Here is a 17,696-nt window from a genome sequence, read left to right on the forward strand (position 1 = left end):
TCCTCAGTTCTGCAGCTGGTTCCAGACTTCACGGTCACGTTCGGCGGTCCAGATGACCGGCCGTTCGATGCCGGACAGCTCGTCCCACACGCGGGAGACGTCGAACGGCAGGCAGTGTTCGAAAATCGGCCAATGCCCATAACGGTCGAACAGTGCGGCGTGGGTGGCTTCGAACGCCTCCTTCATGGTGCCGCCACGCTGGTGCACCGTGCCCACCTCGGTCAGCATGACGTGCAGGAAGTGCCGGGTCTGCTCGATCGCGGCATCGCACGCTTCACGTCCCCGCGCGGTCGCGCCGCGGCCACCGATGAGCTGCTCCGCGCCCAGTGCTTTGACGGCGTCGAGGGTGTCGGTGGCCCATTCACGGTGGAAGGCGTCGCCGGTGTACAGCGCAGCTTCGGCCTCGACCAGGTCACCGGCGAACAGGATCTTGTGCTGGGGCAGCCAGGCCACGATGTCGCCCTCGGTGTGCCCGCGGCCCAGGAACTTCAGCTGTAGTTCGCCGCGGTCGCCGCCGAGGTCGATGGTGACCGATTCGGAGAAGGTCTGGGTGGGCCAGGCCAGTCCGGGAATGGTGTCGGGCTCCTTGAAAAGCCGCGGCATGCGTCCGTATTCGGAATCCCAATCCTGTTGTCCGCGTTCGGCGATGAGCTTGCGTGTGTTGTCATGCGCAATGACCACTTGCGCGTCGTAGGCGCTGGCGCCGAGCGTTCGCACCGCGTGATAGTGCGACAGGATCAGATATTTGACCGGCTTGTCGGTGTGCTCACGCAGCTTGGCCAGCCAATGGCGCGCCGCGACCGGCGTGGCCAGAGCCTCGAAGCAGACGACGAAATCCTCCCCCTCGATCGCGCCGATATTGGGGTCACCCTCGGCGGTCAGCGCGTACACACCGTCGGCGAGCACCTCGAGCGTCTGCACCTTCTCGCCGAGATCCGCCGACGAGGCGAAAGCCTTCGTGGTCATCAGCCCTCCATTAGTCAATGGTTTGATTAATTTGAGTCGAGTGTAGCCCGAACCACACCGATGGCAAGACCTGCTCCCCGTCACACCGCGCACCAGGCAGACGTCATTACCCTGTGCTCATGACCACCGCTCCGGAATCCCCCAGCGACCTCGACTACCTGACCTTCGTCGACTACGCGGTGGACAAGGCCAATCGGGAACTCCCCCAGGTCGACCCGACGGCGATGCGGATGGTGCTGACGCTGCACCGGGTGACCAGCGCGCTGGTCTACGACCTGGAATCCTCGGTGCACCGGCCGCGCGGCTGGAGCTGGCCCGGCTTCCGCATCCTCTTCGTGCTGTGGCTGGCCGGTCCCACCGAGGCCAAGCGCGTGGCCGAACTTTCCGGCAACAGCCGGGCCACGGTGTCGGCACTGGTCAACACCCTGGAACGCGATGGCCTGGTGACCCGGGAAAAGGCCGAGCACGATCGGCGGGCGGTGCAGATCACACTGACCGATCGCGGCCTCGACGCCATCACCGACGCCTTCCGTGAGCACAATCGGCGCGAAAGCGCCTGGGCCGGAACCCTGACCAAACCGGAGCAGACGATCTTCATCGGCCTATTGGAGAAGCTCATGCACGGCATGACCGAGGTGGCCGAGAAGCGCCGCAGCTGAATCGGAGCCACCCTGAATGGTCGGCCGGCTTGCCAGTGCGGATTGCGCGCGACTATTTCCGCCGCCGCACCAGCGCGACTCGGGCCTCATTCATCTGTTCCTCGGTCAGCGCCGGTGTGGTCAGCGGCAGTTCGGGTTCGGTCGCAGTCCGTATTCCGTTGAGCAGGAAGATCAGATATCGCCGCCAGTTGTCCGGATCGACCGGGCCGGTCCACGCCGCGATGGCGTGGACCATCCCGATGACGGCGAGGACGTCGGCCAACTCCACCTCTGGCCGTACCGATCCGGCCGCTTTGCCTCGCCGCAGCAGTGCCTCCACGGCCGGTAGCAGCCTCTCCCGATGCTCCTCGAAAAGGATTGCGCCGTCCTGCAATTCGGTCATAACCGTGGCGAAACCGCGGTTCCCCGCCACCATTTCACAGGTCAGTTCCACGAATCGCGTCAATCCGTACCACGGATTCGGATCGAGGACCGCCGCCTCGGCCGTATCGACGATCTCGTCGAGCTGCGCCACGAACAGTTCGATGACCAACGCACGCTTGTTCGGGTAGCGCCGGTAGACCGTTCCCACCCCGATATCCGCCGCGGCGGCGATGTCGTCGAGAGTGACCTCGAGACCACGTTCGGCGAGCAACTGCGCGGCGGCGTCCAGAATTCTTCGATGATTTCGTACGGCGTCGGCCCGCATGGCCGAGAGCCTACTCGCCGCCATCTACAATATGTCCGACTCCACCGGTGAGGGGTGCCTCCGGCACGAAGCCCTGCCCGACGGCCCGCAGCGACCGGACCAGAACCGTCACACCACAGCTATCCGCCGATGAACAGCAGTTTTCGATGTTGCAGGAGGTTGGCGTACTGGTCGATACCCCCTCCGGACACCAGTGCTAACCCCACAGGGGGTCGCATCAACGATTGCGAGTTGTTGTTGGTGTTGGTGCGCAGCGTCGAAAGCCCTTGTGGCGGAAGCGACTGAGCGGTCCGTAGCGGGAGCGAAGCCTGCCGTGTCGTTAGATATTGAGGGAGAGCCGAGCCGGGCGGTTCACGGTGAAGGCCATGGAAGCGGTGGAGAGCCTGGAGGCGCAGCCGTGAAGGACTCCTCCGCTGCATGAGAGCGCGGAACGTTCAGAAGGTGGCGGCGGGAACTGGGGGAGGCTCTCCCGGGCCGAAACGCACTGCGAATTGTGCGTGGAAAGGCTGATGAACGCGTACTTCGCGGTCACCGGAACCTCTTCGCGAAGAAGGCCGCCGGTCGAGTCCCCTCGGGGAACCGCCCCCTGGGGTGCTGGAAGCACTTGGGCGGACGCCGATTTCGACTCATCGCCCGTTATGTCCAGACCCGCTGAGTTGTCGCCACGTCCGTACCAGTTGGCTGAACTCCTTGACCTGAACGAGCACGTGGTCGCGGGCGGCGTTCTCGGCGTTCTCGGCGTCGCCTGCGGCGATGGCGTCCGCGATCTCACGATGCTCGGCCAAGGAACGTCGCATGCGATCCGGCACCCGCAGCTGCAACCGCCGGTACGGCTGCAGGGCTCGTTTGAGCGAATAGGCCTGCTGCCGTAGATACTCGTTGCCGCAGGAGTCGTAGACGATGCCGTGGAATGCGGCATTGGCGTAGTAGTAGCTGTCGGCGTCGCCGGTCGTCGCATGGTCCTCGCATTCCCGCAAGGTGCGTTCGAGCTCGTCCAGCGACTCTTTCTCGATGCGGCCGGCGGACAGCCGTGCGGCCATACCCTCGAGTTCGGCCATGACTTCGAAGCGTTCGGCCAGCTCGGAGATGCTCAGCTCGGTGACGTACGTGCCCTGCTTGGGGCGGATTTGTACCAGTCCGGAGCGTTCCAGGGCTTGGAGAGCTTCACGGACCGGTGTGCGGGAGCAACCGAACTCCCGCTCGAGCCGTGCCGGGTCCAGGCGTTCACCGGGCCGATAGTGCCCGTCGACGACGGCGTTCTCGAGCGCATCTCGTACGCGCTGGGATTCGGGGACTTGAGCCATGTGCACCTCCGAGTGCAGATTATCCGACGATCCAGGGGTGGCGCGCGTCACTTATATACTCTATCGTCCCTGTTATATACATCATGGCCTCTGATGCATATAAACATGTGGAGGCGTGGGGAAGGAGCCCGAGATGGGACGACGAGACGGCTGGTTGTTGACCGACCTGTTCCGGGCGCTAGGGGGTCGGCAAGGCGGCGGACCGGCGGCTGGAGAGCCGCACGCGTCCCCGCTCGACCGGCTGCTCACCGCCTGCCAAGTCCTGATGAGCGACGTGGGCGAGGCGTCGATGCGCGCGGTCGCGACTTACGCTTTGGCCGCGTACAACGAGCTCGACGATGTCGGCAAGCTTGCCTTCTTCACCCATGTCACCACGACCTACGATGTCGATGCCGCTCAGGTCCGCGCTGCCTTCCGGCGGTGGGATACAGCCAGGAACGCAGGGTCCCAGGGAGCACAGGAGCTGGTTCGGCTCTTCGACGTGGTCGAGCCGGCCCGGCAGCAGTTACTCCGCCGGATGAACCACGCACCTGACGCCACTCTCGCCCTGGTCGAGATGCGCGCGGACCTGCGTCGGCTGATCCGCCGTCACCCGGAGTTGCGGCCCCTCGACCACGACTTCCACCATCTGCTCACCTCGTGGTTCAACCGGGGTTTCCTTCGCATGGCCGAGGTCACCTGGGATTCGCCTGAGGAGCTGCACCGGCATCTGCTGCGCTACGAGAAGGTCCACCCGATGGCGAGCCGGGCCGAGCTCGGCCGTCGACTGCGGCCCGAGGACCGCCGTGTCTACGCCTTCTTTCACCCGGCCACCGGGAATGTGCCGCTCATCTTCGTGGAGGTCGCCCTGGTGCGTGGCATGCCCGAGACCATCGCCCCGCTGCTGGAGCCCGGCCCGGCATTGCGCCCTGCGGAAGCGGACACCGCAGCGCTCTATTCGATCAACAACGCGCTGGACGGGCTGGCCGGGGTCTCCTTCGGCAGTTTCCTCATCAAACAGGTCATCGAGCAGGTCGGCGAGCACTTGCCCCACCTCACCCAGTTCGTCACGCTCTCGCCCATCCCGGGATTCCGGCACTGGCTCGGCGAGCAGGCCGAGCAGGATGCCGAGCTGTCGCTGCTCGCCCGGGAATTGGCGGCGGCAGGGGTGGCGGACTTCGGTTCGGCGGATGTCGAGCGGATCCGTCCCCGGCTCTTCCACGCGCTGGCCCGGTACCTCGCGGTCGAGCGGCGTGCCGACGGTCGCCCGCTCGACCCGGTAGCACGCTTCCATCTGGGCAACGGCGCCACCGTCTGGCGGCTGAACTGGCCGGCGAACACCGCACCGGAGGCTTGGCGGCAGTCCTATGGCGTGATGGTCAACTACCGCTACCAGCCGGAGACGCTGGAGCGTCAGCACGAGGACTTCGTCCGACGCCGCACCGTGGCGCTCGGCGGGCCGCTGCGGGCCGCCTTTCCGGTGACGTCCCACCTTCGAGATACGTCGACCATCTCGGACGACGAGAGAGGAACACATCCGATGGAGCCCTTCACGGGTATCTACCAGTCCTTTGCCGAGCGGGTGGAGCGGCAGCCGGACAACACGCTGTTCGAGCTGCTCGACGGGCACCGGATCACCTACGGCGAGACCGCGGAGACCGCGAGCCGGATCGCCGCCCGTCTCGTCGCCGACGGGGTCACCCCCGGTGACCGGGTTGCGATGCAGGTCGGGAAATCTCCGGAGGCCATCGCACTGTATCTGGCGACGTTGCAGATCGGCGGCGTCTTCCTTCCGCTCAATACCGCCTACACCGATGCGGAGATGGACTATTTCATCGGCGACGCCCAGCCGCGCGTGCTCGTCTGCTCACCTGATCGCCGGGCCGACCACGCACACCGCGAACGGGAAGGTTTCGTTGTCGAGACCCTCGGAGTGTCGGGCAACGGCACCGTCCTCGACGGCGACGCCCGCCATGAGGAGGTCTACGCTGCCTCGGTCGAAGATCCGGCGGCGATCCTCTATACCTCAGGCACCACCGGGCGATCCAAGGGCGCGGTGCTCACCCACGGCAACCTTGCCGCCAACTGCCGCGCGCTGCTCGAAGCTTGGCAGTACTCCGCGCAGGACCGGCTGATCCACGCCCTGCCGATCTTCCACATCCACGGGCTCTTCGTCGCGGTGAACATGACCCTGACGGCCGGTGCCTCCATGTACTACCTGCCCAAGTTCGACGCCGAGACGATTGTCGATCTGCTACCCCAGGCCACTGTCCTCATGGGCGTGCCCACCTTCTACACCCGCCTGTTGAAGAACGCCCGGCTCACTCCGAGCGCCTGCGCGTCGATGCGGCTGTTCGTCTCCGGTTCGGCTCCGCTGCTCGCCATCGACCACGAAGCATTCGAAGCCCGTACCGGTCACGCCATCCTGGAGCGTTACGGGATGACGGAGACGGGCATGAACACCACCAACCCCTACGATGGTGGACAGCGCAAGCCCGGCACCGTGGGTAAGCCGTTGCCCGGCACCGAGATTCGGGTAGTGGACCGGGAGACCGGTCGCGCACTGCCCGACGGCGAGGTGGGCATCGTCGAAGTCCGCGGCCCCAATGTCTTCGTCGGCTATTGGCGGATGCCCGAGAAGACTGCCGCCGAATTTCGTGCGGATGGCTACTTCATCACCGGCGATCTGGGCCGCATCGATGCGGACGGCTACCTGTCCATCGTCGGCCGGGACAAGGACCTCGTCATTTCCGGGGGCTACAACATCTATCCCAAGGAAATCGAGGAGCTGCTCGACGCCCACCCCGCGGTGCTCGAGTCCGCCGTGATCGGGGTCCCGCATCCGGACCTCGGCGAGACAGTGGTGGCCGTTGTCGTCGCCGCACCGGGACAGCACCCGCAAGCCGGGGAGCTGCTGGACTTCATCGCCAGCGACCTCGCCCGGTTCAAACAGCCACGTGCGGTGCGCATCGTCGAGGCGCTGCCCCGCAACGCCATGGGGAAGGTGCAGAAAGCCGAACTACGCAAGCGCTACGCCGACCTGTTCGCCGGGGTGGGTGCATGATGCGCGCGGCCGAACGGGCGATCCGCAACGTGCTCGCCCCGCTCCGCGACGACTTGCGTGAGCAGCCCACCGCCCCCGCCACCGATTATGACGCGATGCGCTATCGGCTGGGCGAGATTCTGGTCCGGATCGACACCGCGAGCTGATCCGGCAGCTTACCGAATGTCCCTGCGCCCCAGGGCTATCTCCAGTTCCACCTGCGAATCGAGAACACAGTGCAGATCAACGACGATCCCATACAGACGACCACCACCACCGCCGACGACCCTGTCCGGCTCACCTCCACCCAGCGCCGCGCCTTCTGGGGCTCTTTCGGCGGCTGGGCCATGGACGGATTCAACTGGACTGTCTTCGGACTCGTCCTAGCCCCGACCATGACCGCCCTGCTGCCACGCGCCGGCATCGAGCCCACGGCCGCCAATATCGGCTGGTACGGCCAGATCAGCGCCGCCCTGTTCCTGCTCGGCTGGGGTTGCTCGGCAATCTGGGGCCCGATTGCCGACCGCTTCGGCCGCAAACCCGCGATGACGCTGTCCATCCTGATGTACGGCGTATTCACCGCACTGGCAGGCCTGGCCACCAACTTGTGGGAATGGAACGCCTTCCGCTTCCTGGCCGCCATCGGCGTCGGCGGCGAATGGGCCATGGCCGGAACTCTGCTGGCCGAGGTACTCCCGGAACGCGTGCGAGCTCGCTTCGGCGGCGCCATGCATTCGGCCGCCTATGTCGGTGTGCTCGCGGTGTCAGCGCTGTACCTGGTAGCCGGGCCGGAGCTCGGCTGGCGCGGCATGTTCCTCATCGGCGGGCTACCTGCGCTGGCGGTATTCCTTATCCGCAAAACGACCCCGGAACCTGAACGCTGGCAACAGGAATCGACCGAGAACACCCGCCGATCGTTCTGGCAGCCGGTCATCGAGGTCCTCACTCCCCCGTATCGGGCGCGCACCCTCGGCAACCTGTCTCTGCTGGTGGTCTGTGTCATCGGCCTGTGGGCCGGATCCACCTACGTGCCCACCGCCGTAACCGAGCTCGCCCAGCACGCCGGATGGACCAAAGAGGCGACCGTCCGCCTCGCCGGCGTGTCCTCCATGACCGTCGCCGCGTTCACCATTCTCGGCTGCTTCCTCGTCCCCGGCATCGCCAATCGGTACGGCCGCCGGGCCACCCTGGCCGGACTGTACGTCCTGATGATCATCGGCGCTGTCGGTGCGTATGCCGTCGCCTACCCGCTGCACTCGATCCCACTGATCTTCGTGTTCCTGCCGATCCTCGGCCTGGGCGGAGCGAGCTTCGCGGTCTTCACCATCTGGCTGCCCGAGCAATACCCCACTCGGATGCGCGCCACCGCATTCGCCTTCACCACCACATTCTCCCGCTGGTTCGCCGCCGCCGGCACGTTCCTCATCGGCTATGGCATCCACGAAACCGGATCTCTCACAATCCCTTTGAGCGCAACCGCGCTGGTATTCGTGCTGGGCATCGGCCTGGTCCGCGCCGCACCCGAAACCCGCGGCACAACACTGCCCGACTGAGATGGAGCACCACCATGGCAGCGCGAAACCGACCCGAACCCTGCGGATCGACTCGCGTGCCACCGATATCGCCGATACCACCGGAGACTTTTGGGTCGGCGAGGAACAGGTCATCCTCGCCGTCCTGCACGATCCGCAATCGCGCCACCCTCGAGCTCGTACGCGACTTCTGCATCGACCATGTCGCCGAGGTGCGCTGCGCGGTTGTGTACCAGAAGCCGCATTCCGAGGTCGACTGCGAGTATGTCTGGCGGCGCGCCGACCGCTGGATCAACTTCCACTGTTTCACCGAACCCCGGTCGTCGATCGGCAGGCCCGAGCGCCTGAGGCACCCCACTCGGCAGCGCCCGCTCGTACGGGCGCTGCCGTGCGAGGGTGACTACCGTGACGGCCTCGATCATCTGCCGGGCCTGCGGTTGCAATGCACGTCCGGCTTCGGTGGCACGCAACTCGACGGCGCGGCGATCGTTGGTGCTGCGGACGCTCTCGACCAGACCATGTGCCCGCAGTCGCTGGACGAGCGGCGAAACCGTGCCGTAGTCCAGCTGCGATTGGCGATTGTGTCCCGGAGTGCACCCTCTAAATCTCACGGCGAGAGCGTCTTTCAATCGTATGTGCTATGTGACGAGTGCGAGCGGCGCACCCGTGCCATGCTCGGCACCCGAACATACGACGCGGCTCACCGTGCGGGCAGGGCCATGAGTTTCGGAGCCGCGATTGCCTTCGCCTTAGGCGAGCGCCCTCCGACCGTCGCACCAACCGACGACGTTTCGGCACAGCTGACCAAACGTGAGCGCCAGGTCGCCGACTCATCTCCGAGGGGATGTCGAACAAGGAAATCGCCGCCCGTCTAGTGATCTCGACGTGCACGGCGGCAACCATGTGGAACACATCCTGGCTCGGGTTCACCTCGCGGGCCCAGATCGCGGCCTGGGTAGTCGAGCACAGCCGCCACGCGCCATCTGACCGAACTGTCAGCCGCCGCGCAAATTTCCACCAGCATCGGCGACAGCCATACCGGTACCAGCGCACGAGAACACTTGCGATCAGATGGTGCTGCCACCGTCGGCCAGTAGCGTGCTGCCCGTCATAAAGGCCGACAGGTCGGACGCGCAGAACAGCACGACTCGGGCGATGTCGTCGGGAACACCGATACGGCCGATCGGGCCGTTGAGCATCAAGGGTGTCGGCGGGGTACCGCTGTCCGCGGCCGGAGCAGTCGTCGCGGTGGCTGCGGCCATCTTCATGTTGCCCTCCGTGGGAACGAAACTCGGCGCGACTCCGAGCACCCGGATGCCCAGTGACGCGAGTTCGAGTGCCAGCTCACGGGTGAGGCCGCGCGCAGCGTGCTTCGAGGCTACATAGGCGGCCAGACCCGGTGCGCTGCCACGGAATCCGGCGGTCGAGACGATGTTCACGATGACTCCGCCCGTACCCGCGTCGGATATGCGCTGCGCTGCCTCGCGTGCGCCGAGGAAGACGCCGCGTGCGTTCACGGCGAATACCTTCTCCCAGTCCTGCTCGCCCATCTCGAGCAGCGGGATGCTCGGGAAGACCCCCGCGTTGTTCACCCAGATCTCCAGGCCGCCCAGCTCCGCGACCGCACGGTCCGCCGCCGCCACCACGGAGGCCGTGTCGGTTACGTCCATGGCGGCGCCGATCACGTGCACGCCGTGCGCTCGAGCCAGCTGCTCGGCGGTGGCTACGGCCAGCTCTTCCTCGATGTCGCCGATCAGGACGTCGGCCCCGGCCTCCGCCAAGCGCAGCGCGATCGCCCTGCCCAGCCCACGAGCACCTCCGGTCACAACCGCCCGCCTGCCCCGCAACGAAACGAGGTCGGCGAGAGATTTGCTCGATACGTCCGCGATGGACATACATGGCCTCCTGTTGCTGTACCGAGTCGACACCTTCGCAGTAAAAGTAACCATGGTGGTTACTTTTTGCAATACTAGACTACGGCGATCGAGATACTCTGCCCCGAGAACCGACCGAAGGACGCTGGTGACCCCATCCGCGCAGGCCGATAACCCCGCCGAACAGACTGGTCCGGGGCGACGCCGCCGCGGCCCGAACGCGTCCACTCCGGCGCGGCGCGCGCAGATCGTTCGCGCCGCGCTGGAGAGCTTCGCCCAGCACGGTTACGAGCGCGCCTCCCTGCGCGACATCGCCGCGCGAGCGCAGGTGACGCATGCGGCGCTGCTGCGGCACTTCTCCGGCAAGGACGAGCTTCTCGTCGCCGCTTTGAACCAGCGGGACGAGGACGAGGAAAAACTGGCGGCACAGATCCTCGAGGCCGGCACGGCCGGGGAGAGCGTGCTGGGCGAAGTCCTCCGCGCCGAGTTCGACGACCCCGGCTACCAGCGCAACTGGATGTCGCTCGCTGTCGCGGCGACCGACCCCGCGCATCCGGCGCACGAGTTCTTCACAGGTCGCCGTGAACGGCTGCGCGCACACCTGGCCAACAGCCCGCTACCCACCGCCCACGACAGCGAATACCTTTCGGCCGACGAGAAGGTCACCCTGGTGCTGGCGATGATCGATGGCCTGCGCATCCAATCCCTGCTCGACCCGTCCCGCGAAACCCGCGGTCTTCTGGAGGTTTTCATGAAACTGGTGATCACGCCCCGGGACGACCGGCCCGGGGCGTGAGCACACCGAGTTCTACAGCCCTCGCACTCGGATCGAACCGGCGATTGCGATCCGGGCGGCGAGCATGCCCGGCGTCATGCCGGTCAGGACCGACGGCGATACCGCTGGCATGGAACCGGTCGATGTTCCCGCAATCAGCTACTCGTCACCGACCGGCTCTCGTGTTGGTGGTGCGAGGGCCACAGCCGACTCGCGCGGCGGCAACGGTGTGCCGAAACGTCGCAGGTAGCGTTCGACGAACGCACGCAATTCGGCATGGCCCTGCTCGACCCCCACCGCACTTTCGTTACCGAGAATGCGCGCCGCCCCGGTGAGCAGCATCGACATCACCACCGGCGGAAACTCGTCCAGGTCCATGCCGTACGCGCGCAGGACCAGGGTGACGGCGGCGGTCTCGATGTCACGCACCCGTTCCGCATATGCCTTGAGCTCGGCGCCGATCACCTTGCGATGGTTGGCCAATGCCATGAATTCGGTATTCAGCTGGATGAATCGGGAGTCGGCGTTGATCGACCACAATGCCCGCAACGGATCCTCGTCGGTAAGCACTCGACGCACCCGAGCCAGCTCGCGCTCGGCTCCGGCACGCAGCACGTCGAGGAACAGGTCGTCCATCGTGGGGAAGTAGTAGTACAACAACGCGGGCTTCACCCCGGCCTTGGCCGCAACCCTGCGCGATGTCGCCGCGGCGTACCCCTCTTCGCGCATAATTTGAGCGGTCGCCTCCATCAGTCGGCTACGCGCTCCCGCATCCTTGCCGCTGGCCGCACGCTTGTTGGGCATCAGAGAGACCTCTTGAGAAGAACACCAAGACAACGCATTTCAGGGATATTTACGTCCCTTGACCGTTCGCTTCGAGCCGTGGTAAGCATGCATCATCCTAACAGTTTGATCGATCGCTCAGTCTTCTGTCGACTGATCGAGCGCTCCCCCCGCCACGAAAGGCCGGCGAGAAAATGACCGATCTGGCCACAGTCGACTACTTCTCCGACCCTGCCGTCACCCAGAACCCCTACCCCTACCTGGAATACCTGCGTAGTCGGAACCCGGTGTTTCGCGAACCCCGCTACGGCGTCATCGCCGTCACCGGATACCAGGAAGTAATCGAGGTCTTCCGCGACACGGATACCTACTCCGCCGCCGTCTCCATCGGCGGTCCCTTCCCGCCCTTGCCCTTCGAACCCGAAGGCGACGACATCAGCGCCCAAATCGAAGAACACCGGCACCAGTTCCCGATCAACGAGTTCATGGTGACGATGGATCCGCCGAACCACACTCGGACCCGGGCGCTGCTGAGCCGACTGATCACCCCAAAACGGCTGAAAGAGAACGAGGACTACATGTGGCAGCTGGTGGATCGCCAGCTCGACGAGTTCCTCGCCAACGGGCGGTGCGAATTCCTGGCCGAGTACGCCAAACCCTTCGCCACCCTCGTCATCGCCGACCTGCTCGGCGTCCCCGACGACGACCGCGACGAATTCCGCGCCACGCTGGCCGGGCACAAGACTCCAGGAAGCCGAGTGGGTGCGCTCGACGGCGAACCGGTGGGCACCAACCCGCTGCAGTGGCTGGACGACCAGTTCAGCGCCTACATCACCGACCGGCAGCGCACTCCGCGCGGGGACATCCTCAGCGTGTTGGCATCGACCACCTACCCCGACGGGACCAACCCCTCGGTCATCGAACTCGTCCGCCCCGCCACTTTCCTGTTCGCCGCCGGGCAGGAAACCGTCACCAAACTGCTCAGCTCCGCCGTTCGGGTGCTGGGCGAACGGCCCGACCTGCAACAGCGGGTTCGTGACGATCGCAGCCTGATCGGCGGCTTCATCGAGGAGTCGCTGCGCATGGAAAGCCCGACGAAAGTCGACTTCCGGCTCGTGAAAAAGACCACCACACTCGGCGGCGTCGACATCCCCGCGGGCGCCGTGGTGATGCTGTGCCTGGGCGCCGCCAACCGCGACCCCCGCAAATTCGAGAATCCGGATCAATTCCACATCGACCGCCGCAACGCCCGTGAGCACATCGCCTTCGGCCGCGGTATCCACACTTGCGCCGGCGCACCACTGGCCCGAGTCGAAGGCCAGGTCACCCTCAACCGCCTCCTCGACCGTGCCTACGACATCAGCATCGACGACACCGCACACGGTCCCACCGGCGAGCGCACCTACGAATACGAACCCACCTTCCTGCTGCGCGGACTCCGCGAACTGCACATCACCTTCACACCCAGCGCGTAGCGAACGTTTCCGAAGGAGCGGCCGTGGTCAAACGTTCGAGATTCGCCGATTACAAGGACCGCTACGCCAACTACCGCTTCGAGCTGAGCGACGATGGCGTACTGCTCATGCAGTGCCACACCAATGGTGGTCCGTTGGTGTGGGACTGGCGCGCGCATGACGACATGGCCGACGCCTTCGCCGACGTGGCCGGTGACCGGGAAATCAAGGTGCTCATCCACACCGGCACGGGCACGAACTACAACGCCGACTGGGGCTTGCTCCCCGACGGCACCTCGCCCGCAGAGCCGGTATACCAGGCTATGCCGGGCCGGGACGGGGCTACGGAAACTCGATGAAAAGGCTTGGTACGGCCAGAATCTGGTGTTCAACGTACTCGACGTCGACGTTCCGATGATCAGCGCGGTGAACGGACCCTGCAACCTCCATTCCGAGGTACCCCTACTGGGTGACATAGTGCTGGCGTCGGAAGACGCCTGGTTCCAAGACGTTCCGCACTTTCCGCGCGGCATGGTGCCGGGCGACGGCCAGCACGTGATCTGGAACTTCCTGGTCGGGCACAACCGTGGCCGATACCTCCTGCTGACCGGTAAGAAGCTGACCGCCCTGGAGGCCATGGAGTGGGGCGCGGTCGCGGAGGTGCATCCGAAACACGAACTCCTCGACCGCGCCTGGGAGCTGGCACATGAACTGGCCAAGCGGCCACCGCTGACCCTGCGATACACCCGCCGCTTGTTCACTCATCAGCTCAAGCAGGCATTCCTGGCTCAGATGAACCAAGGCACCGCGCTGGAAACCTACGCACAGCGCGAATTCTTTCCGTTCGGCGGCGGCATGGAACCGCTCGACCGCGCCTGGAATGACCGGCCCTGGACGCGCCGCCAATAGCTGACTGCACCACTCACCAACCCGCGCCGACCGCGCAGGGCGAGGTGCCTACGCCGGGCGAAGCATGATTCCGAGGTAGGCCGCCAGTCACGCCCCATTGCCCGAATGCGCTGCCGCGGTATTACTTTCGAAACGGTCGTGATTTGCAGGTGCCTGCATCCACTGATCGAGCCGTCCGGGCCTGCTGCACGTCCTTCGCCGAGTCTCGCTCGGCACTGTCGCTATACGCGTCGCTACCGCGACGGCTGCAGCAGAGGCAGGGCGCCGAAAGTGTATTGCTGCCAGAGCCGCCGGGATGCCTCCTCTGGATACGGGGCTACGGTCGGCTTCGCATCGAGGAGCTGAACCAGCCGCCGGCCCGGCTCGTAAGCGGGCCAGCCCGGATCGCCCGTCGCGGCGAAGCGACCCCACGTGGCGCGCATCCGGGCCGACAGCTCCAGCGCCTCGGCTGGGGGCTCGGGACCCAGCAGCAGTGGCCCGAGATGCGTTTCGTACGTACCGAACAGCAGCGTTTCGTCGAGTGCGTGGCATGCGCCGAAAACCCCGCGCCGGTTGGGCGCCGCCCACGTGAGCTCATACATGTGGACGCGTCCGCCGGCGCCGGCCTGCGCATCCGCGAGATGTAGTGCGGGCATGCGGTATTGGTTGTCGGACTGCACCAGTTCGCACAACTGCGCCGCGGTGGCGTCCGGGAATGCCGTACGATAGGCCCGCTCGCTGCCGGGCCCCGGGCCGTAGAGCCGTAGGTCGAATTCGGCGCGCTCGTCGTCGATCGCTTCCAGTTCTCCGGTCAGCACCAGAAAGAGCTGGCATTCGTGCTGGTTGTGTCCGATGATGAGGTCGATGTCCCGACCGGCACCGTCCGCGATCGCCTGCCACGGTGTCGTCGGCAGGACCTCACCGTCCACTACGGGAGCGAAGGGCGCGAGCAGGTACGCGGCCGAGCCCCAGGTTTCGGCGTACTCACGCATTGCGGCGCCCACGGCCGCACCGGCATTCGGCAGTCGCCGCGGGTCGACCCCGGCCAGGTCCGCGACCGTCGGGCGGCGGCCCGCGGCCTTCGCGATGGCCTCGGCGATGTCGGCGGCCAATTCGTCGGAGAAGTACTTGCCGGGCATGCTCTGCATGACCGCCCGCTGGAAAAGCCCTGCGGCACTGGGCATCGCCAACAATGCCGCCACCGATCCGGCTCCGGCGGACTCACCGCACACGGTGACCCGATCGGCGTCGCCACCGAATGCGGCGATGTTCTCCCGCACCCACCGCAGAGCGGCGACTTGGTCGAGCAGGCCACGATTCGCCGGGGTTCCGGATATCCGGGCGAACCCCTCCACACCGACCCGGTAGTTGAACGTCACGACGACGACGTCTGCCTCGCGGGCGATCCGGTATGCGTCGTAACCGGGGCTACCGGAAAAACCGAGTTTGTATGCCCCGCCGTAGATCCACACGATAACCGGCCGACGTTCGGCCGAATCCGGTTGCGGTGTCCAGACATTCACCGTCAGCCAGTCGTCGCCCTCCGGGATCTTCGACATACCTGTCAGCCCGGCGATTCCCGCTTCCTGCGGTGGCGGCGGACCGAACTCGAACGCGTCGCGGACGCCCGGCCAAGGGGTGGCCGGGCGCGGCGGCGCAAACCGGGCATCGCCCACTGGTGGCTGCGCGAACGGAATCCCACGGAAGACGGCTACCCCGTGCTCGATTCGGCCACGTACCGCGCCACCACTGGTGCGGACAACAGGTTCGACCGGCTCTTGGAGCGACGCTTCGGACATAGTCAACCTCGCATTCTGCGCCGTATGACCGGCGCGCGAAATCGCCTCGGGCCCAACTACACGAGGCGAGCAGAGCCGACATGCGGCGCCCGGTAGGCGCCGCATTCTCGGCGATCAGACCTCGAACCCGCCGGTCGCCGGCTTGTCGAACTGGCGCATGGCCACCACGGCGAGCACCAGCGCCACCGCAGCCGCGATGGCGAACATATAGAAGGCGTCGATGTAGGCCGACTCGCTCGGCAACTGCGCCATCGGCCCGGTGTCGAGCTTGCGGGCTTCGACGTGCCCCGGCGCGTTGATATGCAGGATGAGCGGATGTGCCGAGAAGATCGCCGCCGTGGCCGCGGCGGCCGCGGCGGTACCGAAACTGTTGAACGCCCCGTACATTCCGGCGCTGATACCCTGCTGTTCCTGCGGTACCGATTCCACCACCATGTTCGGCAGCGTGCCAAGGAAGGCGCCCGCGCCGATACCGGCGATCATCGCAATCAAGGCCAGCTGCAACGGATTCTCGTGATACAGCGCGAACAGCACCGACGCAAGAGCGAACATGACCGGCGAGATGATGTAGGGACGCCGTAGCCCGAAGCGGGTGGACAACCAGCCGCACAGGGGTGACACGATCACGTACACCACCGTCATCGCCAGCAGGGCCCGCACTGTGAACTGCAGCAGCGTCAGGTTGAGCCCCGGCAGCTCTCCCTCGACCGAGAAGTACTGCATCATCATCGATGGGGGGATGTTCATTTGCGTCTGCTGCGACGCCTGCGCCGCCGCTTGCTGGGCAGCACCCTCGACGACCTGCCGCTTGATCGCCTCACCGGCGGCGCCGCCGGGCGTCTCGGCAAGGTAGCTCATCAGATAGCCGAGGCCCTGCATGATGCCCACCGATAGGAATGCCGCCGCCATGATGGTGACGAACCGGGGCGTGCGCAGCAATTTCGGGTCCATGATCGGTTCGGGCGTGACCAGTTCCCAGCCGTAGAAGACAATCAGTAGGACAACACCACCGATCAACCAGGCCAGCGCAGAGAGGCTGGCCCATCCCCACACGACTCCTTGGCTGAGGTATATCAGCACGCCGCCGATTCCGGCGCCCAGCAGGACCGCGCCCACCCAGTCGATGCGGCTTTTCACCCGCAACTTCGTCTCGGGCACGAGGATCGCCAGCGGGATGATCGTCACCACGGTCCAGCCGACGCAGAACCAGAACAGCGACCGCCAACTGAAGTGATCGGTCAACAAACCACCGGCTACCGGGCCGAGCACGGCGCCGACCCCGGTACCGCCACCGGCGAGGGCGATGGCCATATTGATGTGCCGTCGCGGCATCAGATCGCGAATCAAGCCGTAGGAGACGAATATCGCCGGGAACGCCACCGCCTGCAAACCGCGGCCCAGCAACATCAGTGGCCACGTCGACGTGACCGCGACCAAGACACTTCCGATCAGAGATGTTCCCAGACAGGCCAGGATGATCTTCTTCTTGCCGAGGCGATCGGACAGTTTGCCGGCCACCGGGACCAACACCCCGCCGACGATCGCATACAGGGTCGACATCCAGGTCAGTTGACCCGCGCTTTGTTGTGGGAAGTCGGCACCAATGTAGGGCGTGGCCATCGAGACGAAGGTGAAGTAGTACGTCCCGACCTCGGTGGCCAAGACGATCGCCAGAATTATCAGGATCACCCGCAGTCGCGAGGCGCCTTCGAGTCGTCCGGTGCCGGCCTCGTCAGGACGAGCGACATCCACAGACGGTGTTGCCATGGGCTTGCTTTCTCCCTTCGTCCGCATCCAGCGCGGACTGCTGTGTTCCCCCTCCAGAACTACGGATCATCATTATCCAAAAAGGAGAATCACATTTACGTGGAATGTGCACATCACATATCTCGATGCAGGTTCAGCATCCACGCCAGCCCGCGCCACCACATATAGGGCGGTTGGACAAATTA

Annotated in this window: 16 protein-coding genes; 8 read left to right on the forward strand and 8 right to left on the reverse strand. The window is 65.5% G+C overall.

Annotated elements, in window-relative coordinates:
- Positions 1–3: 3 nt before the first annotated feature.
- Positions 4–966, reverse strand: coding sequence for an MBL fold metallo-hydrolase (locus OIE68_RS09805; protein WP_327099059.1), 963 nt, complete (start codon positions 964–966; stop codon positions 4–6).
- A gap of 119 nt (positions 967–1,085) precedes the next feature.
- Here OIE68_RS09805 and OIE68_RS09810 point away from each other — a divergent pair, with 119 nt between their 5' ends.
- The gene (locus OIE68_RS09810; protein ID WP_327099060.1) at positions 1,086–1,625 is read left to right on the forward strand and encodes a MarR family winged helix-turn-helix transcriptional regulator; all 540 of its coding nucleotides are present in this window, start codon (positions 1,086–1,088) and stop codon (positions 1,623–1,625) included.
- Positions 1,626–1,677: 52 nt separating this feature from the next.
- Here the strand turns inward: OIE68_RS09810 and OIE68_RS09815 are convergent, their stop codons facing one another.
- Positions 1,678–2,313 (reverse strand): TetR/AcrR family transcriptional regulator, encoded by a 636-nt coding sequence (locus OIE68_RS09815; RefSeq protein WP_327099061.1) that lies wholly within the window; start codon positions 2,311–2,313, stop codon positions 1,678–1,680.
- A 626-nt stretch (positions 2,314–2,939) separates the two neighbouring features.
- Positions 2,940–3,617, reverse strand: coding sequence for a GntR family transcriptional regulator (locus OIE68_RS09820; protein WP_327099062.1), 678 nt, complete (start codon positions 3,615–3,617; stop codon positions 2,940–2,942).
- Between the two features lie 133 nt (positions 3,618–3,750).
- Here OIE68_RS09820 and OIE68_RS09825 point away from each other — a divergent pair, with 133 nt between their 5' ends.
- From OIE68_RS09825 to OIE68_RS09835, 3 genes are all read left to right on the forward strand, one after another.
- Entirely contained in the window at positions 3,751–6,660 is a 2,910-nt protein-coding gene (locus tag OIE68_RS09825) for an AMP-binding protein (RefSeq protein WP_327099063.1), read from the forward strand.
- Positions 6,657–6,806, forward strand: a complete 150-nt coding sequence (locus tag OIE68_RS09830; protein ID WP_327099064.1) for a hypothetical protein — start codon at positions 6,657–6,659, stop codon at positions 6,804–6,806. Before OIE68_RS09825 ends, OIE68_RS09830 begins: the two co-directional genes overlap by 4 nt.
- Before the next feature lie 69 nt (positions 6,807–6,875).
- Complete coding sequence (locus OIE68_RS09835; RefSeq protein WP_327099065.1) at positions 6,876–8,192, forward strand: MFS transporter; 1,317 nt, start codon at positions 6,876–6,878, stop codon at positions 8,190–8,192.
- A gap of 110 nt (positions 8,193–8,302) precedes the next feature.
- Here OIE68_RS09835 and OIE68_RS47040 read toward each other — a convergent pair whose 3' ends face one another.
- The gene (locus tag OIE68_RS47040; RefSeq protein WP_419150693.1) at positions 8,303–8,782 is read right to left on the reverse strand and encodes a MarR family winged helix-turn-helix transcriptional regulator; all 480 of its coding nucleotides are present in this window, start codon (positions 8,780–8,782) and stop codon (positions 8,303–8,305) included.
- 456 nt (positions 8,783–9,238) lie between these two features.
- Positions 9,239–10,066: an SDR family NAD(P)-dependent oxidoreductase gene (locus OIE68_RS09845; protein WP_327099066.1), complete on the reverse strand. Its 828-nt coding sequence runs from the start codon at positions 10,064–10,066 to the stop codon at positions 9,239–9,241.
- 127 nt (positions 10,067–10,193) lie between these two features.
- Between OIE68_RS09845 and OIE68_RS09850 the strand changes: the two genes are divergently transcribed.
- On the forward strand, positions 10,194–10,841 hold the full coding sequence (locus OIE68_RS09850) for a TetR/AcrR family transcriptional regulator (protein WP_327099067.1): 648 nt from the start codon (positions 10,194–10,196) through the stop codon (positions 10,839–10,841).
- A gap of 138 nt (positions 10,842–10,979) precedes the next feature.
- Here OIE68_RS09850 and OIE68_RS09855 read toward each other — a convergent pair whose 3' ends face one another.
- Positions 10,980–11,624, reverse strand: coding sequence for a helix-turn-helix domain-containing protein (locus OIE68_RS09855; RefSeq protein WP_327099068.1), 645 nt, complete (start codon positions 11,622–11,624; stop codon positions 10,980–10,982).
- Between the two features lie 173 nt (positions 11,625–11,797).
- Here OIE68_RS09855 and OIE68_RS09860 point away from each other — a divergent pair, with 173 nt between their 5' ends.
- From OIE68_RS09860 to OIE68_RS09870, 3 genes are read left to right on the forward strand one after another with little or no spacing between them, the layout of a single operon-like run.
- A complete protein-coding gene (locus tag OIE68_RS09860; RefSeq protein ID WP_327099069.1) occupies positions 11,798–13,078 on the forward strand; it encodes a cytochrome P450 in 1,281 nt (426 codons plus the stop codon).
- Between the two features lie 23 nt (positions 13,079–13,101).
- On the forward strand, positions 13,102–13,416 hold the full coding sequence (locus OIE68_RS09865; protein ID WP_327099070.1) for a hypothetical protein: 315 nt from the start codon (positions 13,102–13,104) through the stop codon (positions 13,414–13,416).
- A 25-nt stretch (positions 13,417–13,441) separates the two neighbouring features.
- A complete protein-coding gene (locus tag OIE68_RS09870) occupies positions 13,442–13,966 on the forward strand; it encodes an enoyl-CoA hydratase/isomerase family protein (RefSeq protein WP_327099071.1) in 525 nt (174 codons plus the stop codon).
- Positions 13,967–14,199: 233 nt separating this feature from the next.
- Here the strand turns inward: OIE68_RS09870 and OIE68_RS09875 are convergent, their stop codons facing one another.
- Positions 14,200–15,744 (reverse strand): carboxylesterase/lipase family protein, encoded by a 1,545-nt coding sequence (locus OIE68_RS09875; RefSeq protein ID WP_327099072.1) that lies wholly within the window; start codon positions 15,742–15,744, stop codon positions 14,200–14,202.
- A 114-nt stretch (positions 15,745–15,858) separates the two neighbouring features.
- The gene (locus OIE68_RS09880) at positions 15,859–17,511 is read right to left on the reverse strand and encodes an MFS transporter (RefSeq protein ID WP_327099073.1); all 1,653 of its coding nucleotides are present in this window, start codon (positions 17,509–17,511) and stop codon (positions 15,859–15,861) included.
- Positions 17,512–17,696: the final 185 nt, after the last annotated feature.

The sequence above is a fragment of the Nocardia vinacea genome (assembly GCF_035920345.1).
In the GTDB taxonomy this organism is placed as follows: Bacteria; Actinomycetota; Actinomycetes; order Mycobacteriales; family Mycobacteriaceae; genus Nocardia; species Nocardia vinacea_A.

Bases quoted from the DNA above. Each gene is read 5' to 3' on its own strand.
- OIE68_RS09880 (WP_327099073.1), bottom strand. From the start codon at position 17,511: ATGGCAACACCGTCTGTGGATGTCGCTCGTCCTGACGAGGCCGGCACC.
- OIE68_RS09875 (WP_327099072.1), bottom strand. From the start codon at position 15,744: ATGTCCGAAGCGTCGCTCCAAGAGCCGGTCGAACCTGTTGTCCGCACC.
- OIE68_RS09855 (WP_327099068.1), bottom strand. From the start codon at position 11,624: ATGCCCAACAAGCGTGCGGCCAGCGGCAAGGATGCGGGAGCGCGTAGC.
- OIE68_RS09830 (WP_327099064.1), top strand. From the start codon at position 6,657: ATGATGCGCGCGGCCGAACGGGCGATCCGCAACGTGCTCGCCCCGCTC.
- OIE68_RS09860 (WP_327099069.1), top strand. From the start codon at position 11,798: ATGACCGATCTGGCCACAGTCGACTACTTCTCCGACCCTGCCGTCACC.
- OIE68_RS09810 (WP_327099060.1), top strand. From the start codon at position 1,086: ATGACCACCGCTCCGGAATCCCCCAGCGACCTCGACTACCTGACCTTC.
- OIE68_RS09805 (WP_327099059.1), bottom strand. From the start codon at position 966: ATGACCACGAAGGCTTTCGCCTCGTCGGCGGATCTCGGCGAGAAGGTG.
- OIE68_RS09820 (WP_327099062.1), bottom strand. From the start codon at position 3,617: ATGGCTCAAGTCCCCGAATCCCAGCGCGTACGAGATGCGCTCGAGAAC.
- OIE68_RS09825 (WP_327099063.1), top strand. From the start codon at position 3,751: ATGGGACGACGAGACGGCTGGTTGTTGACCGACCTGTTCCGGGCGCTA.
- OIE68_RS09815 (WP_327099061.1), bottom strand. From the start codon at position 2,313: ATGCGGGCCGACGCCGTACGAAATCATCGAAGAATTCTGGACGCCGCC.
- OIE68_RS09845 (WP_327099066.1), bottom strand. From the start codon at position 10,066: ATGTCCATCGCGGACGTATCGAGCAAATCTCTCGCCGACCTCGTTTCG.